Source organism: Pseudomonas sp. URMO17WK12:I11 (assembly GCF_007677725.1).
Taxonomy (GTDB): domain Bacteria; phylum Pseudomonadota; class Gammaproteobacteria; order Pseudomonadales; family Pseudomonadaceae; genus Aquipseudomonas.
The window spans coordinates 297,028-311,943 of record NZ_VEDF01000002.1 but is presented as its reverse complement, the minus strand read 5'-3'; the positions used below and the strand labels follow the sequence as shown (position 1 = coordinate 311,943).

15 protein-coding genes are annotated in these 14,916 nt (G+C 63.8%); 9 read left to right on the top strand and 6 right to left on the bottom strand.

The window, feature by feature from the left end; translation table 11 throughout:
* Positions 1-33 precede the first annotated feature (33 nt).
* From FS665_RS04710 to FS665_RS04700, 3 genes are all read right to left on the bottom strand, one after another.
* Positions 34-2,898, bottom strand: a complete 2,865-nt coding sequence (locus FS665_RS04710; RefSeq protein ID WP_145184171.1) for a class I adenylate cyclase — start codon at positions 2,896-2,898, stop codon at positions 34-36.
* Between the two features lie 155 nt (positions 2,899-3,053).
* Positions 3,054-3,299 (bottom strand): TIGR02647 family protein, encoded by a 246-nt coding sequence (locus FS665_RS04705; protein ID WP_145184168.1) that lies wholly within the window; start codon positions 3,297-3,299, stop codon positions 3,054-3,056.
* Positions 3,300-3,368: 69 nt separating this feature from the next.
* On the bottom strand, positions 3,369-3,668 hold the full coding sequence (locus FS665_RS04700; protein WP_145184165.1) for a hypothetical protein: 300 nt from the start codon (positions 3,666-3,668) through the stop codon (positions 3,369-3,371).
* Positions 3,669-3,815: 147 nt separating this feature from the next.
* Between FS665_RS04700 and FS665_RS04695 the strand changes: the two genes are divergently transcribed.
* A complete protein-coding gene (locus tag FS665_RS04695; protein ID WP_145184161.1) occupies positions 3,816-4,478 on the top strand; it encodes a glutathione S-transferase in 663 nt (220 codons plus the stop codon).
* Positions 4,479-4,561: 83 nt separating this feature from the next.
* Here FS665_RS04695 and argH read toward each other — a convergent pair whose 3' ends face one another.
* A complete protein-coding gene (gene argH / locus FS665_RS04690) occupies positions 4,562-5,956 on the bottom strand; it encodes an argininosuccinate lyase (RefSeq protein ID WP_145184158.1) in 1,395 nt (464 codons plus the stop codon).
* Between the two features lie 310 nt (positions 5,957-6,266).
* Here argH and FS665_RS04685 point away from each other — a divergent pair, with 310 nt between their 5' ends.
* The 7 genes from FS665_RS04685 (at position 6,267) to rsd (ending at position 12,613) form a co-directional block, all read left to right on the top strand.
* Complete coding sequence (locus FS665_RS04685; RefSeq protein ID WP_145184155.1) at positions 6,267-7,010, top strand: LytTR family DNA-binding domain-containing protein; 744 nt, start codon at positions 6,267-6,269, stop codon at positions 7,008-7,010.
* 95 nt (positions 7,011-7,105) lie between these two features.
* On the top strand, positions 7,106-8,047 hold the full coding sequence (hemC, locus tag FS665_RS04680) for a hydroxymethylbilane synthase (RefSeq protein ID WP_145184152.1): 942 nt from the start codon (positions 7,106-7,108) through the stop codon (positions 8,045-8,047).
* A complete protein-coding gene (locus FS665_RS04675) occupies positions 8,044-8,811 on the top strand; it encodes a uroporphyrinogen-III synthase (RefSeq protein ID WP_145184149.1) in 768 nt (255 codons plus the stop codon). The genes hemC and FS665_RS04675 overlap by 4 nt, the downstream gene beginning before the upstream one ends.
* A gap of 35 nt (positions 8,812-8,846) precedes the next feature.
* Positions 8,847-9,947, top strand: a complete 1,101-nt coding sequence (locus FS665_RS04670) for a uroporphyrinogen-III C-methyltransferase (protein ID WP_145184146.1) — start codon at positions 8,847-8,849, stop codon at positions 9,945-9,947.
* Entirely contained in the window at positions 9,944-11,182 is a 1,239-nt protein-coding gene (locus FS665_RS04665) for a heme biosynthesis protein HemY (protein WP_145184144.1), read from the top strand. Before FS665_RS04670 ends, FS665_RS04665 begins: the two co-directional genes overlap by 4 nt.
* Positions 11,183-11,402: 220 nt before the next feature.
* Complete coding sequence (locus tag FS665_RS04660; RefSeq protein WP_145184141.1) at positions 11,403-11,915, top strand: disulfide bond formation protein B; 513 nt, start codon at positions 11,403-11,405, stop codon at positions 11,913-11,915.
* Between the two features lie 227 nt (positions 11,916-12,142).
* Entirely contained in the window at positions 12,143-12,613 is a 471-nt protein-coding gene (gene rsd, locus FS665_RS04655) for a sigma D regulator (protein WP_145184138.1), read from the top strand.
* A 9-nt stretch (positions 12,614-12,622) separates the two neighbouring features.
* Here the strand turns inward: rsd and FS665_RS04650 are convergent, their stop codons facing one another.
* Positions 12,623-13,288: an FKBP-type peptidyl-prolyl cis-trans isomerase gene (locus FS665_RS04650; RefSeq protein ID WP_145184133.1), complete on the bottom strand. Its 666-nt coding sequence runs from the start codon at positions 13,286-13,288 to the stop codon at positions 12,623-12,625.
* Between the two features lie 223 nt (positions 13,289-13,511).
* Between FS665_RS04650 and FS665_RS04645 the strand changes: the two genes are divergently transcribed.
* Complete coding sequence (locus FS665_RS04645; RefSeq protein WP_145184131.1) at positions 13,512-14,429, top strand: AlgP family protein; 918 nt, start codon at positions 13,512-13,514, stop codon at positions 14,427-14,429.
* Here FS665_RS04645 and FS665_RS04640 read toward each other — a convergent pair.
* A complete protein-coding gene (locus tag FS665_RS04640) occupies positions 14,405-14,887 on the bottom strand; it encodes a TIGR02444 family protein (protein WP_145184128.1) in 483 nt (160 codons plus the stop codon). The genes FS665_RS04645 and FS665_RS04640 overlap by 25 nt on opposite strands.
* Positions 14,888-14,916: the final 29 nt, after the last annotated feature.

The following is a 14,916-nucleotide window of genomic DNA, read 5'->3' as shown; positions in this document are numbered from 1 at the left end:
ACCCGCGCGAAGCAGAGGGAAGCGCCGCTGGGCTCAGGGCGTCAGCGTCGGCTGCAGCGCCTCGAGCCCTTGGTTGAGCGCCTGCTCCAGCTGGCGCTTGTGGCGCAGGTAGAGGCTGGTCGATCCCTGTTCATCCGCCAGTAACTCGGACAGGTCCAGGTCGGTGATGTAGCACCGATAATGCCCGGCGCTGCGGCGCTGGCCGAGGATCTGTCGGGCGACCACTTCGTACAGCTGATCGCCATGCTCCAGCTCCGAGAACTCCTGCTGGTCGCAGTACAGCGTCACGTGTACCTTGCCTTGCGCCGCGGCCTGGATGATCGCCTGCACCTCGTAGTACGGCTGGTCGAGGTCTGCGCTAGGCGCAGGGCGGGCTTCCAGGCTGCGGGCCTTGCCGGGACCGGACGGTAGCAATTGGGCGTAGTGGATACCCAGGTGGGCTTGCTTCACAGGTTCGAGCGGCTGGCGCGCCGCGTGGCGCATCAGTACCGAGCGCAGAAAGCGCTGCACCGGCAGCAGCAGATGACCCTCGTCGAACAGCGGCACGCGCTGTTGCCAAAGGACGTTGTATTCATCGAGTACATACAGATCGGCGCAGTCGTCGAGCAGGCGGTAGAACACCTGGATGCAATTGCGCCGTCCCTGTTCCAATACCAGCGGCAGGTCGCTGTCCTGCAAAGCATGGCGGTCCAGATGCAGCGGGCTGTAGCGATGGCGCTCCTGGCCCAGGTACTGCACTAACGCATCGTGTCCGTTCAGTGTGGCCAGGCTGACTTGATCAGGCAGCAGCTCAAATACGTGGGTGTGCTGCGCCACCTGTAGCACATAGCGCTGCTCCGAACCTCGAGCGAGCAACGCCTGGAGCGTCTCGACGATCTCTTCGACCCGCTGGGCGATGGCCTGGGCACGGTTATGGCAGAAGCAGCGCACCTGCACGCGCGGTCGATGACTGGAATGCACAAGGCTGTTGAGGAGTTCGCGCAAGCAACGCAGCAGCGCATGCTCACCGTCATAGCGCTGCACCAGCACTTCATTCCAGCTGTTGCGGGTGACCTGGTCAACGGTCAGGACCAGGTTCTCGCGCACGCCGGCATAGCTCAGCGAATCGGTGCGCTCGGTGGTCATGAGAATGTTCAGGTCACGATGGTGGCGCAGCGGGTCGATGCCGACGTTGACCAACAGCAGCACCTCGTCAGCCACGCTCGGCTGCAGCAAGCGTGCCTCGCTGACCGGTTCGAGCGGCAGCGCGATGCTTTGTTGCAGGCTGCCCAACAGGTTGAACAGCTCGAATTCGCTCAGATCGCTGTCGCCGGGATGCAAAGCCAGGCGCGTGCTGCTGTCGATGACGCCGTTGCGGTGAGCCCAGGCCAGCAGTTCGAGCAGCTCGCGGCAGCGTTTGATCGGGCTGAAATATTCCCACTCGTGCACGCCAAGGTTGCCGTTGTACAGCCCCCAATGATGACTACCTGGCTCCTTGCGATTGGGCGACTGCACCAGGGTCAAGGTGTCTTCGGCGATGTCTGGGGCGATGCCTGGGTTGATCACCTCGATCTTGCCGGCCCGCCGCTCGAAGGCGGCGTACAGGCGCCGACCCAGCACGCTCAAGTCGCGCAGCTTGGCGCGGCTACCGGCGCCCTGGGTCTGGGCGAATTGGGTTAGAAAGCGGTAGCTGCGGGTCAGCTCGGCGACCAGGTCGCGGCGCTCCACGGCGACCTGGCGCACCTTCCACTGGCTGCGACTGTCGAGCAGCGTCAGTTGCTGCTCGCTCCAGCCCCATTCGTCGGTCAGGCGCTGCAGCAACCGGCGCTGCCAGTCGGTGTGGCGTGCACGGTCGAGCAAGCTCAGCTTCTTGTTCACTTTCAGGTACAGACTGCGCCGCACCAGCTCCAGCCTGGCGGTTTCGCCACGTTGCTGCAGGTAGCGCTCGATGCGGCGGTACACCATGACGTAAGGGTCGAACTCGTCGAGGTCCAGCTGGTTGGCATACACCGCCTGCTTGTAGTCCAGGCTCAGGCAACGGACAGAGGGATGCTCGCTGGCGTAGGTTTCTGTGAGCAACAGCTTGAGCAGCGACTTGTAGGGCGAGTCGATCCCTTTGAACAACTGCCACAACCCCGCGCCGACATATTCGCCCGCGGGAATCTGCGCCAGGTTGCCCAGATCGAGGGCCTCCTGGGGGCTTATGAAACGCTTGCGCAACAGGGTTTGGGTGTAAGCCTGATAGTTGTGCTCTTCATACACCGGCACCAGCCACCACAGCGGTGTACGCCCGGCCAGCCAGATGGCCGTGCGGTAGAACTCGTCGAGCAACAGAAAGTGCTGCGTGCTGCCGCAATCCTCGGTACTCAACGGGCTGTCGCGCTGGCCTTGGGCGAAGCCCTGGGGGTCGACCAGAAAGACGTGAGCCTCGGCGCCCAGGCTGGCAGCCCACGCTTCCAGCAGCTCGCACTTGCGCTGCAACTCCTCGCGCTGGGCCTGCTCCAGGCTTGGCGCATGGCACACCCACAGGTCCATGTCGCTCTGCTCGGCTTGCGCCAGCGAGCCGAGGCTGCCCATCAGGAAAACACCCTGGATCGGCCGAGGCGGGTTGCCGTGGCGCGCGCGGTAGGCGAACGAGCGGGTCAGGCGCTGAGCCTCGGCGATGTGCTCGGCGCTGGGTTCGAAGCCCGCAACGCCTGCGGGTGTAGTGCCGGACACATACCCTGGCAGCAGCGGGTGGTTGACATGAAACAACAACGGCAGCAGCGTCAATACCTGCTGTTGTCGGCTCGACAAGCCGTCGATGGCCCGTTGCAGCCTGCGCTGGTTGATCTGCAGAAAACGCGCGCGCAATGTCGACAGCACTTTGCGGTCGATGCCTTCGTCCAGTTCAAGGCGAATTTCATGGGGGTGTTTCATTGCGCACTCAGGGCAGGCTGCGGAAGCAGCGGCGAGTTTAGCCTGAGTAGAAGGGTCGGATAAGCGGAAAATGGATTATTGACGCCATTTTTCTACCGCTGGTCTGGCCCCTGTCGCGGGCAAGGCGCGCCACCCGCGAAGGGGTCGGTGCAGGCTCAGGCGGGTTGCGGGTTCTTCAAAACATTGAGCAGCAGCTGCACGCTTTCCACGGCATCGTGGCCCAGGCTGGTCAGGTAACCGCCATCGGGCTGATCGGTCAGTTGCTTGTCATACAGGCGTTGAGCAGCGGCCACCAGGGTAGGGGATGCGTTGGCGTGTATCTTGATCCCTTCCTGGCTGCTGTCCAGGTTGAACAGGGCGAGCACTTCCAGTTCGGCGATCAGTTCGGGGGTGAAGGACATGGCGACTCCTGACTTCCAGACAAGGACGGCGGCACCGCCAGCGGTGCCTGACCCTGGAGTGTAGTCGGGTTATTCGGCGTCGCCTTGATCTGCCTCAGGTGGCAGTTCCGGCAGGGCGCGCAGGGCGTCTTCATACCACTGGCCGTCGAACGGGCGATCGTCCTTGAGCATGTTGTCGATTTCGATCGCCAGCACGTGGGCCATTAGGTTGAGGATATCTTCACGGGCATAGCCGACCAGGCTCAGCTTGTTGAAGGTGGCCTTGGCAGCTGCCGGCTCGCCGCTTTCGATCTGGTTCTCGATGGCCTCGGTCAGTGTCGCCTCGGCGAATGCTTCTTCGTCGTTTTCGATCTCGTCGTGCTCGCTCATGGCGCTACTCCTGTGGTGGGGGGGCACAGTTTGCCACGCCCGTGCCGGCAATGCCCGGTCATCGACCAGGTGCATGACGCTGGTCAAGGGCTGGCCGAAGGTCTATAACAGCCCAGCCATCCCCATACGGCCTGGAGGCTGTAACCCATGCTCAAGCTTCACGGATTCTCGGTCAGCAACTACTACAACATGGTCAAGTTGGCGCTGCTGGAGAAAGGTGTGCCTTTCGAAGAAGTCACCTTCTACGGTGGCCAGGCGCCGGGGGCGCTGGAAGTCAGTCCGCGCGGCAAGGTGCCAGTGCTGGAGACCGAACAGGGCTTTCTCAGCGAAACCAGTGTGATTCTCGACTACATCGAGCAGACGCAAGCGGGCAAGGCCCTGCTGCCGAGCGACCCGTTCGCCCAGGCGAAAGTGCGCGAGCTGGTGAAGGAAATCGAGCTGTACATCGAGCTGCCAGCCCGTACCTGCTACGCCGAATCGTTCTTCGGCATGCCGGTCGAGCCGCTGATCAAGGAGCGGGCCCGCACAGAGCTGCTGGCGGGTTTCGCCACACTCAAGCGCAATGGGCGTTTTGCGCCTTATGTCGCCGGGGAGACGTTGACGCAGGCTGACCTGATGTTCGCGTTTTCGGTAGACCTGGCCTGTGCGGTCGGCAAGAAAGTGCTGGGCATCGATTTTCTCGCGGACTTCCCGCAGGCCAAGGCATTGCTGCAACTGCTGGGCGAGAACCCGCACATGGCGCGGATCGTGGCAGACAAGGAGGCGGCAATGCCGGCCTTCATGGAGCTCATCCGCAGCGGCAAACGCTGACGCCGCGGCACAGCCCACGCGGGCAAGCCAGCAACTGGCGTGCCCGCGAGCGAGGGCGAGGGCCAGGCCCTCGCACTGGCGTTTTAACGTGAAGCGAGCAAGGCCTTGCCGCGCACCACGGCCGCACGCACCTGCGCCGGCGCCGTACCACCGACGTGGTCACGCGCATTCACCGAGCCTTCCAGGGTCAGCACGGCGAACACATCCTGCTCGATCTGATCGCTGAATTGACGCAGCTCGTCCAGGCTCATTTCGGCCAGGTCCTTGCCGGTGTCAACGCCATACTTCACCGCGTGGCCGACGATCTCGTGGCAGTCGCGGAACGGCAAGCCGCGGCGCACCAGGTAGTCGGCAAGGTCGGTGGCGGTAGAGAATCCGCGCAGCGCCGCCTCGCGCATGATGGCGTGCTTGGGCTTGATCGCCGGGATCATGTCGGCGAAGGCGCGCAACGAATCGCGCAGGGTGTCGGCGGCGTCGAACAGCGGCTCCTTGTCCTCCTGGTTGTCCTTGTTGTAGGCCAGCGGCTGGCCTTTCATCAGGGTCAGCAGGCCAGTCAGGGCGCCAAATACGCGGCCGCTCTTGCCACGTACCAGCTCCGGCACATCGGGGTTCTTTTTCTGCGGCATGATCGAGCTGCCGGTGCAGAAGCGATCAGGCAGGTCGATGAACTGGAACTGCGCACTGGTCCACAGCACCAGCTCTTCGGAGAAGCGCGACAGATGCATCATCGCGATGCTTGCAGCGGCGCAGAATTCGATGGCGAAGTCACGGTCGGAAACGCCGTCCAGCGAGTTGCCCGATACCGCTTCGAAGCCCAGCAGCTTGCAGGTCAGCTCACGGTCGATCGGGTAGGTGGTGCCAGCCAGCGCGGCGCTGCCCAGGGGCATGCGGTTGGCGCGCTTGCGGCAATCGAGCAGGCGCTCGTGGTCGCGGCTGAGCATCTCGAACCAGGCCAGCAGGTGGTGACCGAAGGTGACCGGCTGGGCCGTCTGCAGATGGGTGAAGCCGGGCATGATGGTTTCGGCCTCGCGCTCGGCCTGCTCCAGCAGACCCTGCTGCAAACGGGTGATCTCGCCGAGGATCAGGTCGATTTCATCACGCAGCCACAGGCGGATATCGGTCGCGACCTGGTCGTTGCGGCTGCGACCGGTGTGCAGCTTCTTGCCGGTGATGCCGATGCGGTCGGTCAGGCGCGCTTCGATGTTCATGTGCACGTCTTCGAGGTCGACGCGCCAATCGAAGCTACCTGCTTCGATTTCGCCCTGGATGGTCTTCAGGCCATCGATGATGGTGTCACGCTCGGCATCGCTGAGTACGCCGACCTGCGCCAGCATGGTGGCGTGGGCGATCGAACCCATGATGTCGTGGCGGTACAGGCGCTTGTCGAAGTCGACCGACGCGGTGAAACGGGCGACGAAAGCGTCGACGGGCTCACTGAAGCGGCCGCCCCAGGACTGATTGGTCTTGTCAGTGCTCATGGATTCACTCATTGCAGGCGTGAACGAAAAAATTGGCGCCGATGATAGCAGGGTTGAGCCCGCTGCCGCAGGGCATCGGTCAGCAGAAAACGCTGCGAACCCTCGGCAAAGATGGGTGTTGAGGATATTCACGGATTGAACGGCAGTGTTCCATGGACCGTCTACAGTTGGACAGAGCACTGGCAGTGTTTCTGCCGGCTCAGTGAATCTTTGGCCTTCGCACCGGTCTAGAGCGTGACCGCAGTGTCGCTCGACCTGCTCTTGTCTACGCTACACCCGTGCGAGACTCACTCAGGAATCCAGAGCAATTATGAATGTCCTGATCGTTGATGACGAACCCCAATCCCGCGAACGCCTGACCCGGCTGTTCGCCGAACTGGAGGGCTACACCGTGTTGGAGCCCAGCGCCACCAACGGCGAAGAGGCCTTGGCGCTGATCGAGAGCCTCAAACCGGATGTGGTGCTGCTGGACATCGGCATGCCTGGCCTGGATGGCCTGCAGGTCGCCGCACGCTTGTGCGAGCGTGAAGCGCCGCCGTCGGTGGTGTTTTGCACCGGTGACGATGAATACGGAGCCGAGGCGTTCCAGCACAGCACCCTCAGCCACGTGACCAAACCTATCCAGCCGCAGACCTTGCGCGATGCCTTGCGCAAGGCCGACAAGCCCAACCGTGCTCAATTGGCCGCACTGACCCGCCCGGGCACTGAGGGCGGCAGTCCGCGTAGTCATATCAGTGCCCGCACGCGCAAAGGCATCGAGCTGATACCGCTGCCGCAGGTGATCTATTTCATTGCCGATCACAAGTACGTGACGCTGCGCCACGAGGCCGGGGAAGTGCTCCTGGACGAGCCGCTCAAGGCACTGGAAGACGAGTTCGGCGAGCGCTTCGTGCGCATCCACCGCAACGCACTGGTAGCCCGTGAGCGCATCGAACGCTTGCAACGCACGCCGCTTGGGCACTTCCAGCTGTTTCTCAAGGGGCTCGAGGGCGATGCGCTGACCGTCAGCCGTCGGCATGTAGCGGGTGTGCGCAAGATGATGCAGACGCTGTGAGCCGCTAGCAGTCCCGCCCGATCCTGACCCAGGTCTGCAAGCGATGCCGGTGATGCTGTTATCATCAGCGGCATTTCTCTGCATCGGGGCGTTTCATGTCCACTCGCGAAATCCGCATCGCCACCCGTAAAAGTGCCTTGGCCCTGTGGCAGGCCGAATACGTCAAAGCCCGTCTCGAGCAGGCCCATCCCGGCCTGCAGGTGACCTTGGTGCCCATGGTCAGCCGCGGCGACAAGCTGCTCGATGCACCGTTGGCCAAGATTGGCGGCAAGGGCCTGTTCGTCAAGGAGCTGGAAACAGCCCTGCTGGAGGATCAAGCCGACATCGCCGTGCATTCGATGAAGGACGTGCCCATGGACTTCCCGCAGGGGCTGGGCCTGTACTGCATCTGCGAGCGCGAAGACGCGCGCGACGCCTTCGTTTCGAACCATTTCGCCAGCCTCGACGCGTTGCCGGCAGGCAGCATCGTCGGCACCTCCAGCCTGCGTCGCCAGGCGCAGCTGCTGGCCCGCCGGCCCGACCTGACCATTCATTTCCTGCGCGGCAACGTCAATACGCGCCTGGCCAAGCTCGATGCTGGCGAATATGACGCCATCATCCTCGCCGCTGCCGGTCTGATCCGCCTGGGCTTCGAGGAGCGCATCACCGCTGCTATCAGCGTCGAGGACAGTCTGCCGGCTGGTGGCCAGGGCGCGGTGGGTATCGAATGCCGCAGCGCTGACAGCGAAATTCATGCGCTGTTGGCGCCGTTGCACCATGCCGATACCGCTGACCGTGTGGTTGCCGAGCGTGCTTTGAACAAGCGCCTCAATGGCGGCTGCCAAGTGCCGATCGCCTGCTATGCGGTGCTTGAAGGCGATCAGCTGTGGCTGCGCGGCCTGGTCGGTCAGCCTGATGGCGCCAACTTGCTGATGGCCGACGCCCGCGCACCACGGGCGAACGCCGAAACCCTCGGTGTACAGGTGGCCGAAGACTTGCTGGGCCAGGGTGCCGAAGCCATTCTCAAGGCGGTCTACGGCGAGGCAGGCCATCCGTGAGTCGTTGGCGCCTGTTGCTGACCCGGCCCGAAGCGGACTGCGCGGCACTGGCGCAGACACTGGCCGCCGCAGGTATCGCCAGCAGCAGCCTGCCGTTGCTGGCCATCGAGCCGCTGCCGCGAAGTGACGCGCACATTCGGCAATTGGCCGCACTCGCCGGCTGCCAGGCGATCATCGTGGTCAGCAAGCCAGCCGCACGCTTGCTGCTCGAGCGCTTGCACGAAGCGGGCATCCAGGCGCCACCGCGAGGCTGGTTCAGCGTCGGGGAAGCCACGGCGGCAGTCTTGCAGGCGGCAGGTTTGCAGGTGACATATCCGGCCCTGGGCGACGACAGCGAGGCGCTGCTCGCGCTGCCGGCCCTGCGCCAGGCGATCGCTGGCGCCAGGGCACAGGTGATGATCGTGCGCGGCGTGGGAGGTCGTGAACTGCTGGCCGAGCGTCTTGCAGAGCAAGGTGCTAGTGTCGATTATCTGGAACTGTATCGGCGCTGCCTGCCGGACTATCCGTCCGGCACCCTGGTACGTCGCATACAAGCGGAACGCCTCAATGGCCTGGTGGTCAGCAGTGGACAGGGTCTTGAACACTTGCAGCAGATGGCGGGCGCCGATTGGCCGCAGGTGGCCAGCCTGACACTGTTCGTACCGAGCGCGCGGGTGGCTGAACACGCCCGGGCCGCCGGAGCCCAACAAGTTGTGGATTGCCGTGGCGCGAACGCCACGGCCTTGCTGGCAGCTGTGCAGCGCAGTGCTGCACCTGCCTCCTAAGGCGCTGTGAGCGCCCCCATGCAAAGGATGGATACGTGAGCGAAACTGTCTTGTCCAACAATGATCAGCCGTCGGCAACGGAGCCGACGCACCCCATCACCGACAAGCCCGTAAAGCGCTCTGGCAACGGTCTGGCCGTGCTGGCGCTGCTGCTGGGCGCTGCCGGCGTCGCCGTCGGCGGCTGGGGTGTGTGGCAGGTTCGGCAGCTGCAAGGCAACGAATTCAATCAAGGCGAGCACATCGAAGCGCTCAACCAACGCGCCGAGGCGTTGCAGCAGCGTGAGCAGCAGATCAGCGCGCAGCTGGCCAGCCTGCCGGCCGCCAACGAACTCGAAGACCGCCGCCGCCTGGTGGCGCAATTGCAGGGCGATCAGCAACGCCTGAGCCAGAAGCTGGAAACCGTGTTGGGCGAAAGCCGCAAGGAGTGGCGCCTGGCCGAGGCCGAGCACCTGCTGCGTCTGGCCACCTTGCGTCTCTCGGCCCTGCAGGACATCACCAGCGCCAAGGCCTTGGTCGAAGGCGCCGATCAGATCCTGCGCGAGCAGAGCGACCCCGGCAGTTTCGCCGCCCGCGAGCAATTGGCCCGCAGCCTGGCCATGCTCAACAACACCCAGCAACCAGACCGCACCGGGCTGTTCCTCAAGCTCGCCGCCCAGCGCGACCTGGTGCAGGAACTCAGCGCCCAGTCACCAGAATTCGCCAGCGACGCCGATGCGCTGGGCGCGCTCAGCGCCGATGGCGATGTCAGCAGTCGTCTGTCGCAATGGTGGGCAGAGATCTCCAAGTACTTCCAGGTCGATTTCAACGCCGATGACAACGTGCGGCCCTTGCTGGCCGGTCAGCAGCTGAACCAGCTGCGCCTGGCCTTGAGCCTGACCATCGAGCAGGCCCAGTGGGCGGCGCTCAACGGCGAGGCCAAGGTCTACAGCCAGGCGCTGGACGACGCGCGCAGCGTGCTGCTGGCCAATTTCAACGCCGACAACCCGCAAAGCAAGGCAATGCTCGACAGCCTCAACGCATTGGCCGACGAGCCGGTTGCGGTTGCCACCCCGGACCTGAGCGAAAGCCTGGCTGCAGTGCAAGCGTATATCCAGCGTCGCCACCTGCCGGCCGAGGCTGAAGGGAGCAAACCATGAAGCGCATGTACCTGCTGGCGGTGCTGGCAATCGTGGTAGCGGCGGCGTTGGGTATCGCCGTGGCCAAGCATACGGGCTACGTGCTGATCGCCTACGGTGGGTTCCGCTATCAGTCGGGCTTGTGGGCGGCTTTGGCGGCGTTGCTCGTCCTGGTGCTGGTGGTGCTGCTGCTGCGCTACCTGATCGTCCTGGTGCTGACCTCCAGTGGCGTGCTCAACCCTTGGTCGCGGCGCAACCGTAGCCGTCGCGTGCGCGTGGCGATCGAACAGGGCCAGCTGGACCTGGCGGAAGGCCGCTGGGCCAGCGCCCAGCGCCACCTGCACCGCGCTGCCGAAGCTGAGCGCCAGCCCTTGATGTATTACCTCGGTGCCGCCCGCGCGGCCAACGAGCAAGGCCGCAAGGAAGACAGCGACAACCTGCTCGAGCGCGCCCTGGAGCGCCAGCCGCAGGCTGAGCTGGCGATCGCCCTGACCCATGCGCAGCTGCAAATGGACCGTGGCGAGCGCGATGAAGCACTGGAAACGCTGTTGGCCATGCAGGCCCGCCACCCGCAGAACACCCAGGTCCTGCGCCTGCTGCAGCGTCTGCATCTGGAGCGTGGCGACTGGTCGTCGCTGATTCGCCTGCTGCCTGACCTGCGCAAGGCCAAGGTCTTGCCGGCGGCAGAACTGGCGGCGCTGGAACAGCGTGCCTGGGGCCAGAACCTGGGTCTGGCCGCTACCCGCGGCGACGATGCGCAGGCCGCGCGACAGGCGCTGGAATTGGCGTGGCAGCAGCTGACCTCAGCGCAACGCCAGGAGCCTCAACTGGTGCTGGCCTATGCCGAACAGTTGCGTCAGGTCGGTGCTCAGGGCGAGGCGGAGCAGGTGTTGCGCACTGCGCTCAAGCGCCAGTACGAGAGCCACTTGGCACGTCTCTATGGGCTGGTGCGCGGCGATGATCCGGCGCGTCAGTTGCAGACGGCCGAAGGCTGGCTCAAGGAACATCCGCAAGACCCAAGCCTGCTCCTCACCCTGGGCCGGTTGAGCCAGCAAAACCGCCTGTGGGGCAAGGCGCGCGACTACCTGGAAAGCAGCCTGCGCCTGGAGCGCAACCCGGAAACCTGCGCCGAACTGGCCCGGCTGCTGGCCAGCCTGGGTGAAACCGAGCGCAGCAACCAGTTGTTCCAAGAAGGCCTGGGCCTGCTCGACGAGCGCCTGTTGGCGCTGCCGCTGCCAGAAACGGCACGCGCCTGAGGCAGTCATGGGCCCCGCCAAGTGCGCGGGCCCATGGGCTCGGTAATTAAGCCGAGGCACTTCGTTAGTTATGCTGCGGCCTCCCCGGAAGTTTCCTACAGCACTAATAGAAACTTCCTTCGCTATACAGCGACTTCTCATTCCAGTAGCGCCTTGAAACAAGACCGGGCTTTCCTCTACCGTTCCAAATCAATTCATTTCTTCTGGGACATCACTGCCCATGCCGACGGCCAGTCCGCGCATTTTATTCATTTGGGCATGCCTTGCCTCGCTGGCGGTGCTGAGCGCGTCTTTTTATCTGGAAAGCGTTATTGGGCTGGTGCCCTGCCCGTTGTGTTTCAGCCAGCGCGTACTACTCGGTGGCTATGCGGCGGTATGTCTCGGTGCGGCGCTGCATGATCCCGGTATTGCCGGCCTGCGCCTGTATGCGCGCACGGCGCTGTCGTGCGCTGCCGCTGGCGCCTTGTTGGCGGCACGGCATGTCTGGTTGCAGGGCGCCAACGCCATAAGCCCTGTCTGCCCATTGCCGATCGGCCGGATATTCGAGATGTCCTGGCGCGAGGTCGCCCGACAGCTGCTGTTTGGTGGCCCTGATTGCAGTGCGTTGACCTGGAGCTTCATCGACCTGACCCTGCCCGAATGGAGCCTGCTGGCCTTCTTGCTGCTGGCGGCGCTGCCGCTGAGCTGCCTGCTGGCGTGTCGGTTTCGTGCACTGCGCAATTATCCAGCCTGATCTTCGCCCGCTGCAGCTGGCACGACCAGCGGTGCCCGGCGAGCGTATTAAACGCTTGTATGAACTTAGTCGGCTGCGTACCTTGATGCTCAGCACCTGCGGGAATAATCTCCCTGCACGCCTATTGAAAACACAACTGCCCGATGCCGTTCTGCTGATGTCACCTGTGTGCCGCACGGTCGTGGTGCCAGGTGCAGCGGCATCCACCCAGAAGGGAAGAGATCGCCATGCTCGATAGTTGTCAGAACGCCCAGGAACGCTGGGGTGGGGTTCACAAGCTGATCGACCGTTGGCTGAATGAGCGCCATGACCTGGTGCAGGCGTTCCGCGCGCTGCGCGACGCCAAGCCGGCCTTCGCCGACAAGGACCAGAACCGCGATTTCTGCGCGATTCTGGTCGACTACGTTTCGGCCTGGCATTTTGAAGTCAGCGAGCAACTGGTGACCGAAGCCAAAGCCTTCGGTGATGAGAAAGCGCTGAAACTGGCCGAAGAGATCAATCCGCGCATCAACGACATCACCCAGATCGCCCTGGCCTTCAACGACCATTGCGAAAAGGGCGAATGCAAGGACACCGAGCGCTTTGCCGAAAAACTCGGCAAGCTGGGTAGCCTGCTGCATGAGCGCTTCGAGCTGGAAGACTGCCTGATCGAAGTGCTGCACAACGCGCACAAGGAAGAAGGCGCGGTACAGGCCTGAAGGTCGCCGTCAGTCGGCGACCGCCAGCAGTTCGATTTCGAACACCAAGGGCGTATACGGCGCGATCAGATCGCCTGCGCCCTCGGCGCCGTAGGCCAGCGCTGACGGAATCACCAGGCGCCAGGTCGAGCCGGTTGTCATGTGCGGCAGCGCGATGCGCCATCCTTCGATCACCGAATCCAGGCTGAACCACTGTGGTTGCTGGTTTTGGTCGAAAACCGTGCCGTCGGGCAGCTTTCCTGTGTAACGCACCTGCACTTTGCCGCCGGCTTTCGGCTGCGCACCGGTGCCGTGCTTCACCTCGGTGTACAGCACGCCCTCGGCCAGCGCCTGCGCGCCTTGCCTGGCTCGCTCGCTGGCCATGAAACGGCTTTCCACCGCTTGTACACGGTCCATTTCGGCCTGCTCCGCCGCTTTGCTGGCTTGCGCTTCATGCGCCTGCAGGATCGCTTCGATGCGCGCCTGGTCCAGGCTCAGTGGCTGGTTCTGGTAGGACTGACGCAGGCCTTCTACCAGCGCATCGAGCTGCAAGCCAGGCATTTCCTGGCGCAGGCGCTCGCCCAGGCTTGCGCCAAGGCTGTAGGCCAGATCGTGGTCGTTGGCAGGTATGACAGCGGGTGCTGCCAGCCCATGGGGCGCCAACAAGCACAAACCGATAGCAAAATAACGCAGCATGGGTAACTCCAGCTCGGTGAACGCGTGATTATGCCAGCGTTGCTGCAGGTGCTTAGGTAAATATCAGCAACGTCTTGTTAAACAACTACCCTGCAACAAGCTGCCCGATGACGACTTTGCCCAGGCATGCAACGCGGTGCTTGCGCTACTGTCCACATGCCCTAGCGGCGGCAGCAGCACAAGCATAGTATGGGCCGCACTCTCATCAGTCAGGAGGTAAACCATGTCGGCAAAAAAGAAGCCAGTAAGTACGCCGTTACACCTGCTCCAGCAACTTTCGGGCAGCCTGCTCGAACATTTGGAAGAAGCCTGTGCGCAAGCGCTGGCTGATGCGGAGAAACTGCTGGCCAAGTTGGAAAAGCAGCGCGGCAAAGCTCAGGAAAAACTGCACGATGGGCGTCTGAAGTTGCAGGATTCAGCCAAGGCTGGCAAAGCCAAGGCGCAGAACAAGGCGCAAAAGGCCGTCGGCGAACTCGAAGAGTTGCTCGACTCGCTCAAGGACCGTCAGACCCAAACGCGCATTTATATCCAACAGCTCAAGCGCGACGCACAGGAAAGCCTGAAGCTGGCTCAGGGCGTTGGCAAGGTACGCGAGGCCGCTGGCAAGGCCCTCGACCAACGTGCCGCCGCAGCCACTGCCACACAACCGGGCGCAGCCAAAGCATCGACCCGCAGCACCAGCAAAGCGGCGGCGAGCAAGCCTGCAAGCGAGCCGGCTACCCGCAAAGCACCTGCGCGTGCTGCGGCCAAGCCAACAGTCAAACCAGCTGCCGCTAAAGCGCCGGCCAAAGCCGCTGCTGCTGCCAAGCCTGCGAGCAAACCAGCCGCTACCCGGACCGCTGCCGCCAAGCCAGCTGCCGTCAAGGCACCAGCGCGCGCTGGCGCGAAACCGGCTGCAGCCAAGGCACCTGCCAAGGCTGGCGCTGCAACCAAGCCTGCAACCAAGCCCGCTGCTGCCAAGGCGCCAGCCAAGGCAAGCCCCGGCAAGCCAGCAGCCAAGCCTGCAACCAGGGCCTCTGCCAAGCCGGCCGCTGCGCAAGCTGAGCAAGGCACCACGGCTACGGCGGATGCCGATAAACCGATGACCAACTCGGCCAATCCCTCGGCCAGCTCGACTCAGGCGCCGTCTTCGGCCTCCTGAAGCCCTGTGGCCGCGACGCGCAAGCTGCCCAGCGCGTCGTGGCCACGGGCCTGCTCCGGCGCCAGCCGATCCAGCCAATCATGCGCACACTCGGCGTTCTCGCCTGACCAGCCCTGAGCGCATTGCTCGAGCCTGTGCAGCAGGGTTCTCTCCGCTTGCAACTCCAAGTCCTTGAGCTGTTCACGTACTGCGGCCAGCTGCCGATCGTGCAGGGCTGCCGTGCGCCATTGCTGGCGCAATGCACGCAATGGCGTGACCACATCTTGCTGCCATGGCCCGGCGATGGCCTGCAACTGACCGGCGCGTGCGTCGCTGAACGCGATCGCACGGCGCTGTAGCCACGTCGCACACAGCAGCAGGCAGACGTCGCCGCCCAGCGCCTGCAGCTCCAGGCAGGCCGCTTCGATACCTGGGCGTGCGTAGAGCGCCAGGGCATGATTCCACAGGTCGGTGCACATGATTCCACTCACGCTGCGGGCCGAGGAAG